This window comes from Streptomyces sp. NBC_00663 (assembly GCF_036226885.1).
Lineage (GTDB): Bacteria > Actinomycetota > Actinomycetes > Streptomycetales > Streptomycetaceae > Streptomyces.
Genome location: NZ_CP109027.1, coordinates 1,758,222 through 1,777,704, shown reverse-complemented (window position 1 = coordinate 1,777,704; position 19,483 = coordinate 1,758,222). Strand labels below are relative to the sequence as shown.

General features: G+C 71.1%; 24 protein-coding genes. 15 read left to right on the top strand and 9 right to left on the bottom strand.

Annotation, left to right across the window (positions count from 1 at the left end):
- Window positions 1-37: 37 nt before the first annotated feature.
- Genes OG866_RS08110 through OG866_RS08070 form a run of 9 tightly spaced genes read left to right on the top strand, consistent with a single transcriptional unit; the run spans window position 38 to window position 4,875 of the window.
- Window positions 38-469, top strand: coding sequence for a gas vesicle structural protein GvpA (locus tag OG866_RS08110; protein WP_329332850.1), 432 nt, complete (start codon window positions 38-40; stop codon window positions 467-469).
- Window positions 466-1,236, top strand: a complete 771-nt coding sequence (locus OG866_RS08105) for a GvpL/GvpF family gas vesicle protein (RefSeq protein ID WP_329332849.1) — start codon at window positions 466-468, stop codon at window positions 1,234-1,236. Before OG866_RS08110 ends, OG866_RS08105 begins: the two co-directional genes overlap by 4 nt.
- Before the next feature lie 9 nt (window positions 1,237-1,245).
- Entirely contained in the window at window positions 1,246-1,506 is a 261-nt protein-coding gene (locus tag OG866_RS08100; protein ID WP_329332848.1) for a gas vesicle protein GvpG, read from the top strand.
- Window positions 1,506-2,225, top strand: a complete 720-nt coding sequence (locus OG866_RS08095; protein ID WP_329332846.1) for a DNA primase — start codon at window positions 1,506-1,508, stop codon at window positions 2,223-2,225. Before OG866_RS08100 ends, OG866_RS08095 begins: the two co-directional genes overlap by 1 nt.
- A complete protein-coding gene (locus tag OG866_RS08090) occupies window positions 2,222-3,328 on the top strand; it encodes an SRPBCC family protein (RefSeq protein WP_329332844.1) in 1,107 nt (368 codons plus the stop codon). Before OG866_RS08095 ends, OG866_RS08090 begins: the two co-directional genes overlap by 4 nt.
- Window positions 3,325-3,654, top strand: coding sequence for a gas vesicle protein (locus OG866_RS08085; protein WP_329332842.1), 330 nt, complete (start codon window positions 3,325-3,327; stop codon window positions 3,652-3,654). The genes OG866_RS08090 and OG866_RS08085 overlap by 4 nt, the downstream gene beginning before the upstream one ends.
- Entirely contained in the window at window positions 3,654-4,409 is a 756-nt protein-coding gene (locus OG866_RS08080) for a GvpL/GvpF family gas vesicle protein (protein WP_329332840.1), read from the top strand. Before OG866_RS08085 ends, OG866_RS08080 begins: the two co-directional genes overlap by 1 nt.
- A complete protein-coding gene (locus OG866_RS08075; protein ID WP_329332838.1) occupies window positions 4,406-4,594 on the top strand; it encodes a gas vesicle protein in 189 nt (62 codons plus the stop codon). The genes OG866_RS08080 and OG866_RS08075 overlap by 4 nt, the downstream gene beginning before the upstream one ends.
- Window positions 4,591-4,875 carry a gas vesicle protein K gene (locus OG866_RS08070; RefSeq protein ID WP_059195289.1) on the top strand — a complete coding sequence of 95 codons (285 nt, stop codon included), beginning with the start codon at window positions 4,591-4,593 and terminating at the stop codon, window positions 4,873-4,875. Before OG866_RS08075 ends, OG866_RS08070 begins: the two co-directional genes overlap by 4 nt.
- A gap of 1 nt (window position 4,876) precedes the next feature.
- On the opposite strand, the gene OG866_RS08065 is transcribed toward OG866_RS08070, so the two are convergent.
- The 3 genes from OG866_RS08065 to OG866_RS08055 all read right to left on the bottom strand — a co-directional run bounded on the left by OG866_RS08065 (window position 4,877) and on the right by OG866_RS08055 (window position 7,516).
- Entirely contained in the window at window positions 4,877-5,047 is a 171-nt protein-coding gene (locus OG866_RS08065) for a hydrophobic protein (protein WP_329332836.1), read from the bottom strand.
- A 42-nt stretch (window positions 5,048-5,089) separates the two neighbouring features.
- Window positions 5,090-5,911 carry a class I SAM-dependent methyltransferase gene (locus tag OG866_RS08060; RefSeq protein WP_329332834.1) on the bottom strand — a complete coding sequence of 274 codons (822 nt, stop codon included), beginning with the start codon at window positions 5,909-5,911 and terminating at the stop codon, window positions 5,090-5,092.
- A 111-nt stretch (window positions 5,912-6,022) separates the two neighbouring features.
- Window positions 6,023-7,516: a bifunctional phosphatase PAP2/diacylglycerol kinase family protein gene (locus OG866_RS08055; protein WP_329332833.1), complete on the bottom strand. Its 1,494-nt coding sequence runs from the start codon at window positions 7,514-7,516 to the stop codon at window positions 6,023-6,025.
- Between the two features lie 68 nt (window positions 7,517-7,584).
- On the opposite strand from OG866_RS08055, the gene OG866_RS08050 reads away from it, so the two are divergent.
- Both OG866_RS08050 and OG866_RS08045 read left to right on the top strand, forming a co-directional pair.
- On the top strand, window positions 7,585-8,250 hold the full coding sequence (locus OG866_RS08050) for a histidine phosphatase family protein (RefSeq protein ID WP_329332832.1): 666 nt from the start codon (window positions 7,585-7,587) through the stop codon (window positions 8,248-8,250).
- A 73-nt stretch (window positions 8,251-8,323) separates the two neighbouring features.
- Window positions 8,324-9,943: an ABC-F family ATP-binding cassette domain-containing protein gene (locus tag OG866_RS08045; RefSeq protein ID WP_329332830.1), complete on the top strand. Its 1,620-nt coding sequence runs from the start codon at window positions 8,324-8,326 to the stop codon at window positions 9,941-9,943.
- Between the two features lie 54 nt (window positions 9,944-9,997).
- Here OG866_RS08045 and OG866_RS08040 read toward each other — a convergent pair whose 3' ends face one another.
- Window positions 9,998-11,104: a baeRF2 domain-containing protein gene (locus OG866_RS08040; protein WP_329332828.1), complete on the bottom strand. Its 1,107-nt coding sequence runs from the start codon at window positions 11,102-11,104 to the stop codon at window positions 9,998-10,000.
- A 67-nt stretch (window positions 11,105-11,171) separates the two neighbouring features.
- Between OG866_RS08040 and OG866_RS08035 the strand changes: the two genes are divergently transcribed.
- Complete coding sequence (locus OG866_RS08035; protein ID WP_329332826.1) at window positions 11,172-11,450, top strand: DUF6158 family protein; 279 nt, start codon at window positions 11,172-11,174, stop codon at window positions 11,448-11,450.
- Window positions 11,451-11,474: 24 nt separating this feature from the next.
- Here OG866_RS08035 and OG866_RS08030 read toward each other — a convergent pair whose 3' ends face one another.
- From OG866_RS08030 to OG866_RS08015, 4 genes are all read right to left on the bottom strand, one after another.
- The gene (locus tag OG866_RS08030; protein ID WP_329332824.1) at window positions 11,475-13,571 is read right to left on the bottom strand and encodes a catalase; all 2,097 of its coding nucleotides are present in this window, start codon (window positions 13,569-13,571) and stop codon (window positions 11,475-11,477) included.
- Window positions 13,571-14,113: a type 1 glutamine amidotransferase domain-containing protein gene (locus tag OG866_RS08025; RefSeq protein WP_329332822.1), complete on the bottom strand. Its 543-nt coding sequence runs from the start codon at window positions 14,111-14,113 to the stop codon at window positions 13,571-13,573. The genes OG866_RS08030 and OG866_RS08025 overlap by 1 nt, the downstream gene beginning before the upstream one ends.
- A 122-nt stretch (window positions 14,114-14,235) precedes the next feature.
- Window positions 14,236-14,709: a CBS domain-containing protein gene (locus tag OG866_RS08020; RefSeq protein ID WP_329332820.1), complete on the bottom strand. Its 474-nt coding sequence runs from the start codon at window positions 14,707-14,709 to the stop codon at window positions 14,236-14,238.
- Window positions 14,710-14,776: 67 nt separating this feature from the next.
- The gene (locus OG866_RS08015) at window positions 14,777-15,157 is read right to left on the bottom strand and encodes a DUF2795 domain-containing protein (protein ID WP_329332818.1); all 381 of its coding nucleotides are present in this window, start codon (window positions 15,155-15,157) and stop codon (window positions 14,777-14,779) included.
- A 132-nt stretch (window positions 15,158-15,289) separates the two neighbouring features.
- Here OG866_RS08015 and OG866_RS08010 point away from each other — a divergent pair, with 132 nt between their 5' ends.
- The gene (locus tag OG866_RS08010) at window positions 15,290-15,430 is read left to right on the top strand and encodes a hypothetical protein (RefSeq protein WP_329332816.1); all 141 of its coding nucleotides are present in this window, start codon (window positions 15,290-15,292) and stop codon (window positions 15,428-15,430) included.
- Window positions 15,431-15,549: 119 nt separating this feature from the next.
- Window positions 15,550-16,533, top strand: a complete 984-nt coding sequence (locus OG866_RS08005) for an ABC transporter substrate-binding protein (protein WP_329332814.1) — start codon at window positions 15,550-15,552, stop codon at window positions 16,531-16,533.
- A gap of 34 nt (window positions 16,534-16,567) precedes the next feature.
- Here OG866_RS08005 and OG866_RS08000 read toward each other — a convergent pair whose 3' ends face one another.
- The gene (locus OG866_RS08000; protein ID WP_329332812.1) at window positions 16,568-18,361 is read right to left on the bottom strand and encodes a thiamine pyrophosphate-requiring protein; all 1,794 of its coding nucleotides are present in this window, start codon (window positions 18,359-18,361) and stop codon (window positions 16,568-16,570) included.
- 241 nt (window positions 18,362-18,602) lie between these two features.
- On the opposite strand from OG866_RS08000, the gene OG866_RS07995 reads away from it, so the two are divergent.
- Window positions 18,603-19,397, top strand: coding sequence for an RNA polymerase sigma factor SigF (locus OG866_RS07995; RefSeq protein WP_329332810.1), 795 nt, complete (start codon window positions 18,603-18,605; stop codon window positions 19,395-19,397).
- Window positions 19,398-19,483 lie beyond the last annotated feature (86 nt).

The following is a 19,483-nucleotide window of genomic DNA, read 5'->3' as shown; positions in this document are numbered from 1 at the left end:
CTCAATCCGAAACGGCAGAGAAGGAGGCGCGGTCGGCATGACCGTTGTCCCGGCACAGCAGAGCGGCGGCGGAGGTGGCTCGAGTGGCCTCTACGACGTTCTGGAACTAGTCCTCGACAGGGGTCTCGTCATCGACGCGTTCGTGCGGGTCTCCCTGGTCGGTATCGAGATCCTCAAGATCGACGTCCGGGTCGTCGTGGCCAGCGTGGACACGTACCTGCGCTTCGCCGAGGCGTGCAACCGCCTCGACCTCGAAGCCGGGCCGCGCAAGAACCCCGGCCTCCCCGACCTCGTCGGCGAGATGACCGAGTCCGGCGCCCGTGGCAAGTCCAAGGGCGCACTGTCCGGCGCCGCACAGACCATCTCCGACGCCTTCAAGCAGGCGCGCGAGGAGGGCGAGAGCGAACCGCAGCAACGGCCACGCGCCCGTAAGTCGACGGCCTCACGCAGGAAGGAGGAGCAGGAGTGAGCACGTATGTGTACGGCATCATCGACGGCTCCCGGCCCTCGCTGCCCGAGGACATGGGCGGCGTGGGTGACCCGCAGCGGCCCGTGCGCATCCTGAAGGAGGGCGGCCTGGCGGCCGTCGTCAGCGACGCGCCCGAGGGGCTGCGGCCCAAGCGCAAGGACCTGCTCGCCCACCAGAACGTGCTCGCCGAGGCCGGCGCGGGCGGCTGTGTGCTGCCCATGCGGTTCGGCAGTGTGGCACCCGACGACGAGACCGTCACCGGCGTGCTCGCCGAGCGGGCCGAGCACTACCGGGAACGCCTGCGGGCGCTGGACGGCAAGGTCGAGTACAACGTCAAGGCCACTCATGACGAGGAGGCCGTGCTGCACCGCGTGATGGCCGAGAACCCCGAGCTGCGGTCCCTGACCGAGGCCAACCGGCAGGCGGGCGGCGGCAGTTACGAGGAGAAGCTGCGGCTCGGCGAGATGGTGGTCGCCGCCGTCAAGGCTCGCGAGGCCGAGGATGCCGCCGAGGTGCAGCAGGGCCTGGAGACGAGCGCCGCGGCGGTCAGCGCCGGGCCCGAGTCCACCGGCTGGATCGCCAATGTGTCGTTCCTGGTGGAGCGCGACGCGGCCGAGACGTTCCTCGCCTCGGTCGAGCAGGTGCGCAAGAGCCATCCCCACCTCGAACTGCGCGTCAACGGTCCGCTGCCGCCGTACAGCTTCGTCGAGCCCGGCCCCGCCGAGCCCGCCGGCAGTACGGCCGGCGCCGAGAGTTCCGGGGAGTGAGGTGAGGACGTGGGTCTCATCGGAGAGGTGCTCCTGCTGCCGTTCGCGCCCGTGCGCGGCAGCGCCTGGGTCGTCAGACAGGTGCTGAGCGAGGCGGAGCGCATCTACTACGACCCGGCCACGGTACGGGCCGAACTCGCCCGGCTGGAAGAGCGGCTGGAGGCGGGCGAGATCGACGAGGACGAGTTCGACCGGCAGGAGGACGAGCTCCTCGACCGGCTGGAGACGGGCCTGAACCCAGGCGCGGGAACCGACGACTGGACGAGTTGATGAACCGAGTGGGACTGGGCCTCGCCGTAGGGGCCGGATACGTCCTCGGGCGTACCAAGAAGCTGAAGATGGCCGTCGCCGTCGGAACCCTGGTCGCGGGCAAGCGGATGCAGCTGAGCCCGCGGGCCATCGCCGACCTGGTCTCCGGGCAGCTGCGGAACAACCCGCAGTTCAAGGAGATCGGCGACCAGCTGCGGCAGGACCTGCGCGGCGTCGGCAAGGCGGCCTCCGGTGCCATGGTCGAGCGCCAGATCGACGCCCTCGCGGGCCGGCTGCACGGCCGCACCGCCGAGGTGCGCGACCAGCTGGCGGGCGTCGTGCCGGACACCTCGGACCTGGGCTTCGACAGCGACGAGGAGTCCGAGGAGTACGACGACGAGGACAGGGAGAACGACGAGGCCAGGGACGAGGAGAACGGCGACGACGAGGCCCGGGACGACGACGGGAACGACGACGAGCCCGAGGCCGAGCGGGAGGAGTCCGGGCCGCCCGGGAAGAAGGCCGCGGCCAAGAAGACGGCCGCGAAGAAGTCGGCTGCGAAGAAGACGGCGCCCGCGAAGAAGAGCGCCCAGAAGGCTCCCGCCAAGAAGACCGCGGCGAAGAAGACCGCGGCGAAGAAGACAACCGCGCGCAAGACGGCGGCCAAGAAGTCCACCTCGGCGGGCGGCGCCGCCCGCGGTGCCCGCTCGCGCGTGTCGAAGGGAGGCGGTGACCGATGACCGACACCGTCGGATCCGCGGCCTCCGCCGCGCGCGGCGCCACGAAGGCGGGCCCGCTCGGCGGGGTCGCCCAGAGCGAGGCCGTCGACCGGCTCAAGGCCGAGGTGCAGGAGTACCTCGCCGCCCAGGCCCAGCGCCTGCTGATCGGCGCCGGGCGCAAGCTGGGCGAGACCACCGTGAAACTGAACGACATCGCCGAGGGCAACAGCCCCGGCTTCACCAAGCTCGCCCTGGACGGCGGCCGCAAGCTGGCCGAAGGCAAGGGCCCGCTGCGCTCCGCCCTGGAGGTGGGCGCCTCCCGCGCCAAGGAGAACGTCATGGGCGCACTGAAGAACCTGGGGGGCGGCAAGGGCAAGCGCAAGGGCGGGGCGGGCAAGAAGCCCACCGTGATCATGGAGTACGTCGATGTCGGCGTCCCCCTGCGCACGGCCTACGACCAGTGGACGCAGTTCCAGGACTTCTCCACCTTCGCCAAGGGTGTGAAGAGCGCGAACCGCGCCGACGACACGACCTCCGACTGGCAGCTGAAGGTCTTCTGGTCCAACCGCAGCTGGAAGGCGCACACCACCGAGCAGATACCCGACGACCGCATCGCCTGGACGTCGGAGGGTGCCAAGGGCACCACGAAGGGTGTCATCTCCTTCCACGAGCTCGCCGACAGCCTGACTCGCGTCCTGCTGGTGATCGAGTACTACCCGAAGGGACTGTTCGAGAAGACCGGCAACATCTGGCGCGCCCAGGGCCGCCGGGCCCGCCTCGACCTCAAGAACTACGTCCGCTTCGTCACCATCAAGGGCGAGGCCGAGGACGGCTGGCGCGGCGAGATCCGCGACGGCGAGGTCGTCCGCAGCCACGAGGACGCGGTGGCCGAGGAGGAGGACCAGGAGCCCGAGGAGGCATACGAGGGCGAGGAAGAGGAAGCTGAGGAGGAGGGCCCCGACGCCGAGATGGAGGAAGGCAAGGAGGAGCCCGAGGACGAGTACGAGGAGGAGGAAGCGGAGGAGGAAGAGCCGGAGGACGGCTACGAGGACGAGGCCGATGACGAGGCCGAAGCCGCGGAGGACGAGGAGTACGAGTACGCCGAGGGCGGGAGCCGTCGATGACCACCGCCGGCCGACTGCCCGAGCCCTACGGCCGTGACGGCGGTGGCGCGAACCTCGCCGACATCCTGGAGCGGGTGCTCGACAAGGGCATCGTCATCGCCGGCGACATCCGGATCAACCTGCTCGACATCGAACTCCTCACCATCAAGCTGCGGCTCATCGTGGCGTCCGTCGACAAGGCGAAGGAGATGGGCATCGACTGGTGGGAGGACGACCCCGCGTTGTCCTCCGGCGCCCGCCGCAAGGAACTCGCCCGGGAGAACGCCGAGTTGCGCGAGCGGATCGCGCAACTCGAGCCCGGGCGGGCCGAGGAGAAGGAGGCCTGATGACCGGACTGCGGTATGTGTACGCCGTCTGCCGCCCCTTCGGCACCCCGTTGCAGGCCCAGTTGACGGGCGTGGCCGGTGACCCGCCCAGACTGCTCGCCCACCACGGCCTCGTCGCCGTCGTCAGCCATGTGCCGGAGCGGGACTTCGCGGAGGAGCCGCTCCGGTCCCGTCTGGAGGATCTGGACTGGCTGACCGCGACGGCCCGGGCCCACCAGGGCGTGATCGACGCCCTCACCGTCGTCACCACCCCGCTGCCGCTCCGGCTCGCCACCGTCTTCCGCGACGACAGCGGCGTCCGCACGATGCTCCAGGCCAGGGAGGCCGACTTCCGGCGCACCCTCGACCGACTGGAGGGACGCGTCGAATGGGGCGTCAAGCTGTACGCCGACACCCCGTCCGCTGACACCGGAGCGCCGGCCGCCAAGGCGGCGACGGGCCGCGACTATCTGCGGCAGCGCCGGGCCGGGGTGCGGGCGCACGAGGAGCAGTGGCAGCGGGCCGAGGAATTCGCGAACCGACTGCACGAAACCCTCTCCGCCGTCGCCGAGGATTCCCGGCTGCATCCCCCGCAGAACGCGACCCTTTCCGGCACGGCGGGCCGCAACGTACTGAATGCCGCCTATCTGGTGCCGCGGTCCAGGTCCGAGGAATTCGTGGAACTCGTCGACCGGACGAAGGACGAGACAGCTGATTTCCGCGTGGAACTCACCGGCCCATGGGCCGCCTATTCCTTTGCGGGGGAGAAACCTTGACCGTCGTCGAACGCCGAGAGATCGCCCTGGTGGACCTCCTCGACCGGCTATTGGCCGGCGGGGTCGTCATCACGGGCGACATCACCCTGCGCATCGCGGACGTCGACCTCGTCCGCATCGACCTCAACGCCCTGATCAGCTCCGTGAACGAGAACGTTCCCGCACCGTGGGGAGAGTTGACGTGACCCGTGCCCGCAACCGGCTCGACCTCGAACCGGACACCGTCGAACGCGACCTCGTCAAACTCGTGCTGACCGTCGTCGAGCTGCTGCGCCAGCTCATGGAACGCCAGGCGCTGCGCCGCTTCGACGACGGCGGTCTGACCGAGGAGCAGGAGGAACGCATCGGGCTCACCCTGATGCTGCTGGACGAGCGCATGACCGAACTGCGTGAGCGCTACGGACTGCGGCCCGAGGACCTGAATCTGGACCTCGGGCCGCTGGGACCGTTGCTGCCCCGGGACTAACTCACCACCTGTACCAGCGACCCCGGCCTCCGCCTGCGGTTGTGCCCCGCATCAGGAATCCCAGCAGCCAGAGAACCAGTACCGCGAGCGCAATCCACCAGAGAATCTTCACCGCGAATCCGGCACCGAACAGAATCAGTACCAGAAGCAGTACCAGAAGGATGGCAACCATAATGTGAACCTCCTGTATTCCGGGTTTCCCGGAAATGGAGATTCAGACGTCCTTTCGGCACAGAATTTCTCCGTGCAGCACACTGAACCAACCGTCCTCCTGCCGGCCCCACTCCCGCCAGGCGTCCGCGATCGCCCGCAGCTGCTCCGGCGTCGCGTGGCCGCCGGCGACGGCCCGGTCCGCGTACGCCGACGCCACGGTGCGGTCGGCCCACAGACCGCTCCACCACGCCCGCTCCTCCGCGGTCGCGTAGGTCCAGGTGCCCGAGGTCGCCGTGATGTCCGTCAGACCCGCCCGCAGCGCCCATGACTTCAGCCGGCGCCCGGCGTCCGGCTCACCGCCGTTGGCGCGGGCCACCCGCTGGTACAGGTCCTGCCAGTCGTCCATCCCCGGGGACGCCGGATACCAGGTCATGGCCGCGTAGTCCGAGTCACGGACCGCGATGAACCCGCCCGGCCTGGTCACCCGACGCATCTCGCGCAGCGCCTGCACCGGGTCCCCGACGTGCTGGAGCACCTGGTGGGCGTGGACCACGCAGAACGTGTCGTCCGGCCAGTCCAGGGCGTGCACGTCGGCGACCGCGAAGTCCACGTTGGTCAGGCCGCGTCCGGCGGCCGTGGCGCGGGCCTGGTCCAGGATCCCGGAAGCGTGGTCGGCGCCGGTGACCTGGCCGTCGGGGACCAGCTCCGCCAGGTCGGCGGTGATCGTGCCCGGACCGCAGCCGATGTCCAGGATCCTCATGTGGGGCTTCAGCGAACCGAGCAGATACGCCGCGGAGTTGGCGGCGGTGCGCCAGGTGTGCGAGCGCAGCACCGACTCGTGGTGCCCGTGCGTGTAGACGGCGGTCTCCTGCGGTTTCGACATGGCTGAACTCCCCTGTTCCGGCCTGCTCCCGAGGCTTCCTCGGTATGCGTCACCGTACGCGCGCATGTCGAATGATGAGACCCACGTTTTACTATATGGACTGACGGCTCATCAGGCCCCGGGCAGCGGGCGGTACACCGTGAGCGCCTCGGGCAGCTTCTCCAGCGTCACCTCGCCCGCCACCTCGGTGACTTCACCGTCGTAGGCGAGGAGCGTGCCCGGAGCCACGCCCGCAAGGCGCAGCCGGCCCACCTGGACGGCCGCGTGGGCGGGGGAGCGGGTCAGCGGTCCGGCGAGGGCGGCGGCCAGCAGCCGGGTCGCGGGACGCCGGCCACCGTGCACGACCCGTACGTCGAACTGTCCGTCCGCGAGGTCGAGCCGGCGGCCCGGTGCCAGGCCCACCCGGTGGTAGGTGCCGTTGCCGACGAACAGCAGCCACAGCGGGCGGGCCCGGCCGCGGAACTCGGCCTCCAGCGGATGCCCGTCGGTGCGCAGCACCCGCAGCGCCGCGAGCACCCCGGCCGGCCAGCCGCCGATCCGGCGCGACCAGTGGTCCCGGACCCGCACCAGCTCCGGATACACGCCCAGACTGCACGTGTTGAGGAAGATGCCCCGTGGCCCGCCGCACTCGATGCGGCCCACGTCCACCCGTACCGCCTCGCCCTGCTGGACGGCCCGGCTCACATCGCGGACGTCCTCCACGCCCAGGTCGTAGGCGAAGTGGTTGAGGGTGCCGCCGGGCAGCACCGCGAGGGGCAGATCGTGGCGCAGGGCGATCTCGGCGGCAGCGTTCACCGTGCCGTCGCCGCCGCACACGCCGAGCACGCGCGCATGGGTGGCCGCCTTCTCCAACTCGGTCCGTATGTCCGCCGGTTGGCACTCGATCAGCTCGGTCCGTGGCAGTGCGTTCTGTAGCGCGCGCACCCGCTCCGAGGTCCCCGCGGCGCTGTTCGCCACGACCACCAGGCCCTCGCCCTGGGGCAGCGCCGGCACCTCGGCGCGGGGCCGGGGCGGTGTGCCGAGCTGCGCCCGGGTGGGCACCATGCCCCGTACGGCGAACGCGGCACCCGCCCCCAGCAGGGCGCCCGCCAGCACATCGCTCGGGAAGTGCACCCCGGTGTAGACCCGGGACAGCGCCACCGACCAGGCGACGGGGCCCACCGCCGCGCCCCAGGCCGGCGACTCCAGGGCCACGCCCGTCGCGAACGCGGCGGCCGAGGCGGAGTGCCCGGACGGGAACGACGTGGTGATGGGCTGCCGCTTCAGCTGCCGCACCAGCGGCACCGGGTCGAGGACGGGCCGCGGACGCCGTACCGACCGCTTGCCCAGGGTGTTGATCGTCAGCGAGGCCAGGCTCAGCGAGGCGAGACCGCGGGCGGCGGCCCGGCGGGCCCGCGGGGTACGGCTCGCCGCCATCGCGGCGGCCGCCGCGAACCACAGCACACCGTGGTTCGCGCTCCGGCTCAGCCGCGGCAGCACCGGTTCGGCCAGCGGCCAGTTCCGGTCGGCGGCGAACTCGAAGAGCCGGCAGTCGAGGGCCAGCAGCGCGTCGCGCACGGCGTGCCGACCGGGCTTCGGGGCGGTGAGGTCCACGTCAGGGGTCATGCCGTGCCGGGTACCCTGAAGTGGCCGTTTCTTGTCCGGGGGCGGTCACCACAACGGAGGCTCACCGCATGCGACTGCTCCTCGTCCGCCACGGCCAGACCCCGTCCAACGTCGCCTTCCTGCTCGACACGGCGATACCCGGACCCGGACTGACCCCCCTCGGCGAACGGCAGGCGGCGGCCCTGCCCGAGGCCCTCGCCGACGAGGACATCGAGGCCCTCTACGCCTCCACCCTCGTCCGTACCCAGCTCACCGCCGCCCCGCTGGCCACCGCCCGCGGCCTCGACGTCCTCGTCCGCGACGGCATCCGGGAGATCGGCGCCGGAGACCTGGAGATGCTGGACGGCCACTCGCGGGCCGGTCACACCTACATGGAGACGATCTTCGCCTGGTCGGCCGGGGACGTCGCGCGGCGCATGCCGGGCGGCGAGAGCGGCGCCGAGGCCCTCGCCCGGTACGACGCCGTGATCGCCGAGGCCGCCGCGAGCGGCGCCGGAACCGTCGCCCTGGTCAGCCACGGCGCCGCGATCCGCATGTGGACCTCGGCCCGCGCCGACAACGTGGACGTCGGCTTCGCCGCCGCCCGCCCCCTGGACAACACCGGCGTGGTCGTCCTGGAGGGCTCCCCCTCCGACGGCTGGAAGGCCCTGTCGTGGGCGGGCGCCGTCGTGGCGGCCACCGGGCCCGGCACCGAGGCCGGACCCACGGGCAGGCCCCTCGACGAGGTCGAATAGCCGGACGGCGGTCCTGGGCGAGGCCGGATAACGGTTTGCCCGGCGCACGCCCCGACCCGCACAATGCGGCCTCATGGGACATCTGGAAGCCGCACACCTCGAGTACTACCTCCCTGACGGGAGGGCGTTGCTCGGCGACGTGTCGTTCCGGGTGGGCGAAGGGGCCGCCATGGCCCTCGTCGGGCCCAACGGCGCCGGCAAGACCACCCTGCTCCGCCTGATCTCCGGCGAGCTGAAACCGCACGGCGGGACCGTCACCGTCACCGGCGGCCTCGGCGTGATGCGCCAGTTCGTGGGCTCCGTACGCGACGAGACGACCGTACGGGACCTGCTGGTGTCGGTGTCCTCGCCGCGGATCCAGGAAGTCGCCAAGGCCGTCGACCGAGCCGAGCACGCGATCATGACCGTCGACGACGAGGCCGCGCAGATGCAGTACGCGCAGGCCCTCTCCGACTGGGCCGAGGCGCACGGGTACGAGGCCGAGACGCTGTGGGACATGTGCACCATGGCCGCGCTGGGCGTCCCCTACGACAAGGCGCAGTTCCGGGAGGTGCGCACCCTCTCCGGCGGCGAGCAGAAGCGGCTCGTCCTGGAGGCGCTCCTCCGCGGCACCGACGAGGTACTCCTGCTCGACGAGCCGGACAACTACCTCGACGTGCCCGGCAAGCGCTGGCTGGAGGAGCGGCTGAGGGAGACCCGCAAGACGGTCCTCTTCGTCTCCCACGACCGGGAGCTGCTGTCCCGCGCCGCCGAGAAGATCGTGTCGGTCGAGCCGTCGCCCGCGGGCGCCGACGCCTGGGTGCACGGCGGTGGCTTCGCCACCTACCACGAGGCCCGGCGCGAACGCTTCGCCCGCTTCGAGGAGTTGCGCCGCCGCTGGGACGAGAAGCACGCCCAGCTGAAGAAGCTGGTGCTGAACCTCCGTCAGGCGGCTTCCATCAGCCATGAGTTGTCCTCCCGCTACCAGGCCGCCCAGACCAGGCTGCGCAAGTTCGAGGAGGCCGGACCGCCGCCCGAGCCGCCGCGCGAGCAGGACATCAGGATGCGGATCAAGGGCGGCCGTACCGGCGTACGGGCCGTCACCTGCGCGGGACTTGAGCTGACCGGGCTGATGAAACCCTTCGACCTGGAGGTCTTCTACGGCGAGCGGGTCGCCGTCCTCGGCTCCAACGGTTCCGGCAAGTCGCACTTCCTGCGGCTGCTGGCCGGCGAGACCGTGGCCCACACGGGCGCGTGGAAGCTCGGGGCGCGGGTCGTGCCCGGGCACTTCGCCCAGACGCACGCGCACCCCGAGCTGATGGGCCGCACCCTCCTCGACATCCTGTGGGCCGAGCACTCCCAGGACCGGGGCGCGGCGATGTCGAGGCTGCGCCGCTACGAGCTCACCCAGCAGGCCGAGCAGACGTTCGACCGCCTCTCCGGCGGCCAGCAGGCCCGCTTCCAGATCCTTCTGCTGGAGCTCCAGGGCGTCACGGCCCTGCTGCTGGACGAGCCCACGGACAACCTCGATCTGGAGTCCGCCGAGGCCCTCCAGGAGGGCCTGGAGGCCTTCGACGGCACGGTTCTCGCGGTCACCCACGACCGCTGGTTCGCCCGCTCCTTCGACCGCTACCTGGTCTTCGGCAGCGACGGCAGGGTCCGCGAGACACCGGAGCCGGTGTGGGACGAGCGGCGGGTGGAGCGGGTGCGCTGATCCCGCGCGGGCAGGCACTCACGTCGGTGCCGCAGCGCGCCCGGCCCAGGCCGTTCACTGCCGGCGCAGCAGTGCGCCCAGGCCGCCGGGCAGGACCCCGTCGCCCGGCTCGGTGAGGGCGAGCGCCGTGGCGTCCGTCGTGACCGCCGCCCGCATCAGGGCGTCGTCCGCGCGGGCCGCCCACGAGTTCTGCTCGCCGAGGATCGTCAGCTCCGTCCGGCGCACGGCCAGCTGGTCGGCGTCCTCGCCGATCCACACGTCGCGGTGCAGATCGGGGCCTCCCGGGCGGACCAGGAGCTCCGCGATGCGGTGCTCACGGGCCGCCTCCAGCAGCTCGGGAAGGCTCTCCACGGCCCGGGCGCGGCCCTCGTCGTCCGGGGTGCGGGCCGCGAGGAAGCGCTCCAGCTCGGCCTCGGCCCGCCGTCGTACATGGTCGGTGCGGACCTGCTCGACGTCGTCGTCCAGGAGCCGGCTGCCGGTGCCGTGCTCGGTCTGCGCCACCAGGTCCTTGATCCGCTGCGGCAGCCGCTCGTGCACCTCACGCCGCTCGCGCGGATCACCGACGAGAACCAGCAGGTCGGCGCCGGTCTCCTCCTGGCAGACGGTGAGCGCGTCGGCGATCTCCGCGGCGTTGTGCTCCCAGGTGTTCTCCACCTTCAGCTGGAAGTGCCGCTCGGACCAGTCGGCGCTGCTCGTACGGTGCACCGGCCACTGCCGGCCCGCCACGGCGCCGGCCGGCCGCCGCTCCAGCGCGCTGCGCAGCTCGAAGTCGGCGCCCCTGCGGTTGACGTAGGCGACGACACACACCGGGTTCTCCCCGGCCAGGTCGAGCAGCGGTGTCGTACGCGGCAGCGGAGCCCAGTGGGCCAGGCTGCCGCCCGGCGGGGTCCGGGTCAGCGCGGGATCCAGCACCACTGCGCCCGCCCGGGCGAAGAGGGCCCTGCCGTACCGGTCGGGGGAGTGGCGCAGATCCTCGATCGCGCTCTCCACCGCCCGGCAGGTGGCGTCGTCCGCGCCCTGCCCGGCCAGCTCGCGGGCCATCGCGGTGGCCGTCAGATGCAGCGCGTGGGCGGTGTCCTCCGCGTGCCGGGACGTGTCGACGTATACGGAGGCCCAGGGGCCCGGATGTTCGTAGAGTGGGTGCAGATAGGCGAGATCCATGGTTCTCTCCCGGATTCCGCTCGGAAGCAGTGCTCAGTAGTGCTCACCGGGCGGGTACCCGAACCCCATGAACGAACACGAAGAGTGGGACACCGCCATGACCGGAGTCGACCCCAGCCGCCTGGACGACCAGCAGCTCATGAAAGAGCTGGAGACCATCCACCGCACGCGCCACGACACCCTGCTGTACGGCTCGAGCGGCGCGCTGCGCGCCCACAACGGCCGGATGGCCGCGCTGGAGGGCGAGTACCTGCGCCGCAACCCCCAGCGCCCGGTCGCCACGGGCCGCACCCGGGCAGGCGCCCGGGAGCGGGGACACGGGGCCACGGAGCAGCCCCGCGTCTGACCTGGTCACCGGTGGTGGCCCGGATCAGTGTCGGGCCGGCGGCCGGTCCCAGTGGCGGTGGGCCGCCACGGCGGCGACGAAGGCGCGCAGGAACTCCTCGCTCGCCGGACCCGGAGAGGTGTCCGTGACGACGCCGTGGTCGTCGACCACCTGATGGAACTCGGTGGACAGCCGTACGCCCTCAGGCTCCAGAGCCGTCACCACCCCGACACCCGAGCCGAGCGCCCCCACCGGCTTGCCGTGCCGGTAGGCGTCCCGCACGAAGCGCATCGCGTCCTGGTCGGAGACGGTCGGCGGGGTGCCCACCGGACCGCCGGGCAGCAGCACCGCGTCGTACAGCACGGAGGCGACGGTCGGCAGCGCGCGGTCGACCGCGCAGCTCTCCCCGTCGGCACCGGTGACCTTGCCGTCCCGCGGTGCCAGCGCCTCGACGATCGCGCCCTCGGCGGTCAGCGCCTCCTTCACCGACGTCACCTGCTCGCCGTCCACCCCGTCGGCCACCAGGACCGCGATCTGCCGGGTGCGGATCGAGCCGTCGCCGCGCAGCGACTCCAGGCTCAGCGCGGGGGAGAGCGCCTTGTTCGGGCCCGCCTCGGCCGGGGACGGCTCCGGAACTCCGATGCCCTGGGCCACCGCTGCCGCCAACTCGCCGTCGACATGGGCCAGTTGTTCGACGGTACGGACCCGTACGCTCATCGCGTCGACCTTGCCGAGCTCGAAGCGGAAGGCGTCCACGATGTGCTGCCGCTCCCAGGGCGCCATGCTGTGCCAGAACAGGGCGGGCTGGCTGTAGTGGTCCTGGAAACTCGGGCTGCGGCGGCGGATCTTGGCACCGTCGACACGTTCCGCGTAGTGCGTGTACGCGTGACCGTCGGCGCCCGCGTGCGCCGGGCAGCCGCCGCCGAGGGAGTTCGGGAAGTAGTTCGTCCCGCTGTGGATCCTGCTCTGCCCGTATCCGTCACGCTGGTTCGTCCGTACCGGGGCCACCGGCCGGTTCACCGGCAGCTGGGCGAAGTTGGGACCGCCGAGCCGGATCAACTGGGTGTCCAGATAGGAGAAGTTGCGGGCCTGGAGCAGCGGATCGTTGGTGAAGTCGATGCCGGGGACCACGTTGGCCGTGTGGAAGGCCACCTGCTCGGTCTCGGCGAAGAAATTCTCCGGATTGCGGTCCAGCACCATCCGGCCGATCGGCCGCACCGGCACCTGCTCCTCGGGAATCAGCTTCGTGGCGTCGAGCAGATCGAAGTCGAAGGCGAACTCGTCGTCCTCCGGCACGAGTTGGACGCCCAGCTCCCACTCCGGGTACTCGCCCGCCTCGATCGCGTCCCACAGGTCACCCCGGTTGAAGTCCGGGTTGCGGCCCTGGCACTCCTGCGCCTCGTCCCACACCAGCGAGTGCGCGCCGAGCTTCGGCGTCCAGTGGAACTTCACGAACGTGCCGCGCCCCTCCGCGTTCACGAACCGGAAGGTGTGCACGCCGAAGCCCTGCATCATGCGGTAGCTGCGCGGGATCGCCCGGTCCGACATCAGCCACATGATCGCGTGCAGCGTCTCCGGCTGGAGGGACACGAAGTCCCACAGGGTGTCGTGCGCGGACGCGCCCGTGGGGATGTCGTTGTGCGGCTCCGGCTTCACCGCGTGCACGAAGTCGGGGAACTTGATGCCGTCCTGGATGAAGAAGACCGGGAAGTTGTTGCCGACCAGGTCGTAATTGCCCTCGGACGTATAGAACTTGGTGGCGAAGCCGCGCACGTCCCGCACGGTGTCCGCGGAGCCCCTCGGGCCCTGCACGGTCGAGAACCGTACGAAGACGGGCGTCCGCACGGCCGGGTCCTGGAGGAAGGCCGCACGGGTGAACTCCGCGCAGGACTCGTACGGTTCGAACCAGCCGTACGCGCCCGCGCCGCGCGCGTGCACCACCCGCTCCGGGATCCGCTCGTGGTCGAAGCGGGTGAGCTTCTCCCGGAAGTGGAAGTCCTCCATCAGGGTCGGGCCGCGCTCCCCGGCGGCGAGCGAGTCGTCCGTGTGGTCGACCTCCACGCCCTGGTCGGTGGTGAGCGGGCCGGCCGTCGGGTCGTCCGCCCGGAAGCCGTCGCGCTGCTGCTGCTTGCGGTCCGTCATCAGCCCGCCTCCCTCGTGAAGACGTCCAGGAAGGTCTCGCAGAACGCCTTCAGGTCGTCCGGCTTACGGCTGGTGACCAGCTTGTTCGGGCCGTGGTCGCAGACCTTGACCTGCTCGTCGACCCAACTGCCCCCCGCGTTCCGGATGTCGGTGCGCAGACTCGGCCAGGAGGTCAGCACCCGGCCGCGGACCACGTCCGCCTCGACCAGGGTCCACGGGGCGTGGCAGATCGCCGCGACCGGCCTTCCCTGGTCGAAGAAGTCCCGTACGAAGGCGACCGCCTTCTCGTCGGTCCGCAGGAAGTCCGGGTTGGCGACCCCGCCCGGCAGCACCAGCCCGCCGAAGGAGTCGGCGGACGTCTCGCCCACGACCTCCTGAACGGGGAAAGTGTCCGCCTTGTCGAGGTGGTCGAACGCCTGGATCTTTCCTGGCTCGGTCGACACCAGCACGGGTTCGTGGCCCGCGTCCACGGCGGCCTTCCACGGGTCGGTGAGCTCGATCTGCTCGACGCCCTCGGGGGCGGTCAGGAATGCGATGCGCATGATGCCTCAACGTCCTTTCCTGGAAGGGCACTTCATGGCACGCCGGTGAGCCTCGTCGCTCGTCGCGCGCTTCTTGTTCCGTTGCGCCGCGCGCCCGCTGATCCGGGCGGCCCGGTCGCGGCTCATACGCCGCCCCGGCCGCGCGGCTCGCTGCCGGGCCCGTCGGACTGCCCCGGCCTGCTGTCCGGCTCGGCACGGCTGATGCCGGCCAGCACCGAATCGGGGTCCTGAGCCTCGGCCAGGTCGCCCAGGCTCACCATGCCGACCGGCAGCCCGTCCTCGACGACCGGCAGCCGGCGTACGGCATGGGCCCGCATCAGCGCCGCCGCAGCCGCCACCGGGTCGTCCGGGGCGACCAGCACCGGATGCGTACTGCACACGGAGCCGGCGCTCGTGGCCAGCGGATCGGCGCCCTCGGCGACCGCCCGCACGGTGATGTCACGGTCGGTGAGCATCCCGACGACCTCCTGGCCGTCGGCCACCACCACATCGCCGATGTCCTGCGCCCGCATCAGCTGCGCCGCCTCCACGAGGGAGGCGTCGGGGCGGACCGCGACCACGCCCGGCGTCATGACCTCCCGTACCAGATCAGCCATGGCTACTCCTGCTCCCTTACCGGATCGGTCATGGCTCCTCCTGCTTCCGTACCGGATCGGTCATGCCCTACTCCTGCTCCTGTACCAGCGCCTCGGCCAGTTCCTGGACGGTTCCGTAGCTCTGCTCGCGCGGGAGCTGTTCCACCGCCTCGACCAGGGTGTCCGGCGCGTACGCGCGGCGCAGGGTGCCGGCCAGGTGGCGTGGGGGTGCGGGGAACGCGCTGCGGGTCAGATGCCGGGCCAGCTCGTGACGGACCGTGTCCAGGGATGCCCCGGAGCCGCCCGGCCTCACCGGTCCGCCCGCGATGCGGGGGTCGTCGTCGGCGGTCGGCTCGGGGTCGTGCCACTCCTCGGTGCGGGTGGGGTGCCCGGACCGGAGCAGTCCCTGGAGTTCGTGCTTCATCTCGTCGTCGCGGTGGCGGCTCAGCCGGTCGCTGCCTCGCTGCATGGCTCTCTCCAGATCCTCGGGGTGGGCACGGCACCGCGTACCCGGGGACCGGCCGCCGACACGGGGGTTTGCCTTCCGGATCCGGGGAGACCCGGCGGACGCCCCCCACGCGATCCCGGGGAGGGAACCGCCATGGCGATGCTCGCTGTGCTCATCCCGCTCCTCATGCTCGGCGCGGTGCTGGCGCTGGGCCGTTACGAGGAGTTGTTGCTGCCCGAGAAGCGGAGCGAGGTGACGGAGCTGGTACCGCTCACCGAGCCACGGAAAGGCTGAACTCCGCCGGTTCACATCGGTCCAGGGGACTGACACGGCCAAGGTGGGCCTGTAGATTGCGGGCGTCAAGAATCTGCGCACCATTGGTGGTTCGACCGTCCGAGTCTCCAGGGGGACCCATGCAACGGCGGCGCACACTCGGACTGGTCACGGCAGCGGCGATGATCGTCGCCGGCGTCGCCGGCTGCGGTTCCTCCGACTCGGGCAGCGGCGCGGCATCGCCCGCGAGCGGGGGCAAGGCGACGCAGGTGACGGTGGGCATCATCCCGATCATCGACGTGGCCCCCCTGTATCTCGGGCAGAAGAAGGGGTTCTTCGCCGACCGCGGCATCGAGCTGAAGATGGTGACCGCCCAGGGCGGCGCCGCGATCATCCCCGGCGTGGTGAGCGGACAGTTCCAGTTCGGGTTCAGCAACACCACGTCGCTGATGATCGCCCAGACCAAGGGCGTCCCCGTCAAGTCCGTGGTCAACGGGGCCGCCTCCAACGGCAAGGTGGGCGCCGACGTCACGGGTGTCCTGGTCAAGAAGGACAGCCCCGTCAAGTCGGCGAAGGACCTGGCCGGGCGCACGGTCGCGGTCAACACCCTCCAGAACATCGGCAGTACGACGGTCCGCGAGTCCGTGCGCAAGGCGGGCGGCGACCCCGACAAGGTCAAGTTCGTCGAGATCCCCTTCGACCAGATGCCCGCCGCCCTCGACGGCGGACGCGTCGACGCCGCCTGGATGGGTGACCCGGCGAAGTCCCTCGCCGAACAGCAGGGCGCGCGGATCGTGGCGTCCCCGTTCGCCGAGACCGACCCCAAGCTGACCGTGGCGACGTACTTCACCTCCACCCAGATCACCCAGCGGAACCCCGAGTTGGTGAAGAAGTTCACCGAGGCGATGACCGAGTCGCTGACCTACGCCTCCCAACACCCGGACGAGGCACGGCAGATCCTCACGACGTACACCAAGATCGGCGCGGATCTGCTGGACACGCTCACCCTGCCGGCCTGGCCCGCCGAGGTCGACACGGCCTCCTTGGAGAAGCTGGCCTCCCTCGGCGAACAGGACGGCCTCTTCGGCGACAAGAAGCCCGACATCCAGGCGCTGTTCTCCTAGCCGAGGGCAGGGCTCACTCAGCCGGGGCCAGGCCTCACTTCTTGCCCCGCCCCGGCAGGAACTCCTGCACCTTCGCCTTCAGCCCCTGCTTGATCATCGAGCCGCGGTCCGCGTCGCCCTTGAGGATCGACGCGGCCGTGGCCTCCATCTGGTCCCAGGTGGCGTGCGGCGGGATCGGCGGTACGGCGGGGTCGGTGAGGAACTCGATCACCGCGGGCCCGTCCGCCTCAAGCCCCGCACGCCAGCCCGCCTCGACGTCCTCGGGCTTCTCCACCCGGATGCCGGTCAGGCCGAGCGAGCGGGCGAACGCGGCGTACTGGACGTCCGGGAGCTCCTGCGAGGGCAGGAAGGACGGGGCGCCCTCCATGGCCCGCATCTCCCACGTCACCTGGTTGAGGTCGTGGTTGTTCCACACCGCGACCACCAGCCGCGGGTCCTCCCACAGATCCTTGTACTTCGCCGCCGTGATCAGCTCCGCCATCCCGTTCATCTGCATCGCCCCGTCCCCGACCAGCGCGATTGCCGGCCGGTCCGGATGCGCGAACTTCGCACCGATCGCGTACGGCACTCCGCAGCCCATCGTCGCCAGCGTGCCGGACAGCGATCCGCGCATGCCGGGCCGCATCGTCAGATGGCGGGCGTACCAGTTGGCCGCCGAACCCGAGTCCGAGGAGACGATCGCGTTCTCGGGCAGCAGCGGGTCCAGGGCGGCGGCCACGTACTCCGGGTTGATCGGGTCGGCCGACTGCTCCGCCCGCCGCCCCATCACCTCGCGCCAGCGCCGTACGTTGTCGCACACCGTGTCGTACCACTCACGCCCACGGTCCCCGTCGATCATCGGGATCAGCCGCTCCAGCGTCGCCTTCGCGTCGCCGACGAGATTCACCTCGTACGGATAGCGCATCCCGACCATGTGCGGGTCGATGTCGATCTGCACCCCGCGCGCCTTGCCGAACTCCGGCATGAACTGCGTGTAGGGGAACGACGATCCGATGGTCAGCAGGGTGTCGCAGTCCCGCATCAGCTCGTACGACGGACGCGTGCCCAGCAGACCGATCGAGCCGGTGACGTAAGGGAGTTCGTCGCTCAGCGCGTCCTTGCCGAGCAGCGCCTTCGCCACGCCCGCGCCGAGCAGCTCGGCGATCCGCTCCACCTCCGCGCGCGCCCCCGCCGCGCCCTGACCGATCAGAATCCCCACCTTGTCACCGGAGTTGAGGATCTCGGCGGCCCGGTTCAGGGACTCATCGGACGGCACCGCGGTCCACGAACTGAGGTCCAGACTGGACGGCACCATCTTGAACTCGTGCGTGGGCGGCGAGTAGTCGAGCTCCTGCACATCACCCGGCACGATGATCGCCGTGGGGGAGCGGCGGGCGTACGCGGTGCGCAGCGCCCGGTCCAGCACGTTCGGCAACTGCTCGGGGACCGTCACCGTCTCCACGAAGTCCGAGGCGACGTCCTTGAACAGGGTGTGCAGGTCGACCTCCTGCTGATACGAGCCGCCCATCGCGGTGCGGTGCGTCTGGCCGACGATCGCCAGCACCGGCACATGGTCCAGCTTGGCGTCGTACAGACCGTTGAGGAGATGGATCGCGCCGGGCCCGGACGTCGCCGCGCACACACCGACGCGACCGCTGAACTTGGCGTAACCGACCGCCTCGAACGCCGACATCTCCTCGTGCCGCGACTGCACGAACCGCGGCTGGTTCTCGGCCCGGCCCCACGCGGCGAGCAGGCCGTTGATGCCGTCGCCGGGATAGCCGAACACCTGCTCCACACCCCATTCACGCAGGCGCTGAAGGATGTGATCGGAGACCTTGGTGCTCATGGAGGAACCTCCCGGACGTCGGAAATGCACAGGCAGCGCCTTCCGAGTCACCCCGGCGGCGCCGGGAAAACCTGCGCCCGGGTTTGCGGACAGGGGCCGGGGGCAGGCGCACTGTCAGTGCTTCGGACAGGAGGCACGTCCGTGGGAGCGGCCCTCGCGCCGCCACGGCTGTGCCTGTCCGGGCCGCCCTCCCACGGTGCCCGTGCAACCCAGCGGACCACCAAGGGAGTTGCGACGCATCATGTCCACGCGTACGAGCGCGAAGCACCATCCGCACGACGACGCCCCCGACACCGCGGCCGCCTTCCGTCGACTGGCCGAGCTGCCCGAGGGGCCCGAGCGCGACACCTTGCGCGGAGAGATCATCGAGGCCTGGCTGCCCATGGCCGACCGGCTCGCGGGACGGTTCCGCAGCCGCGGCGAGAGCCTCGACGACCTGCGCCAGGTCGCGGCCCTCGGCCTGGTCAAGGCCGTCGACCGCTACGACCCCGAGCGCGGCAACGCCTTCGAGAGCTACGCCGTGCCCACCATCACCGGCGAGATCAAGCGGCACTTCCGCGACCACATGTGGACGCTGCACGTGCCCCGCCGGGTGCAGGACCTGAGGAACCGGGTGCGGTTCGCGAGCCAGGACCTCTCCCAGACCATCCCCGGCCGCCGCCCCACCGTCGCGGAGATCGCCGAGCACGCCCGGATGAGCGAGGAGGACGTGCTGGTCGGCCTGGAGGCGCTGGAGAGCTTCACCGCGCTGTCGCTGGACGCGGAGCTGCCCGGCAGCGAGGACGGGTACTCGCTGAGTGACGCGCTGGGATCGGCGGATCCGGCGCTGGACACGGTGGTGGACCGGGAGTCGGTCGCACCGCGCCTCGCCGCGCTGCCTGAGCGGGAGCGGGCGATCTTGTACATGAGGTTCTTCGGGGACATGACGCAGAGCCGGATCGCCGAGCAGCTGGGGATCTCGCAGATGCATGTGTCGCGGCTGATCAGCCGGTGCTGCGGGAAGGTGCGGGAGCAGGTTCTGCGGGACGCGGCGTAGACCGTAGGGGTGCGGGTCCGGTGCCGGGTGCGGGTTCGTTGCGGCTGGTCGCGCAGTTCCCCGCGCCCCTTGAGGGGCTTCACTCG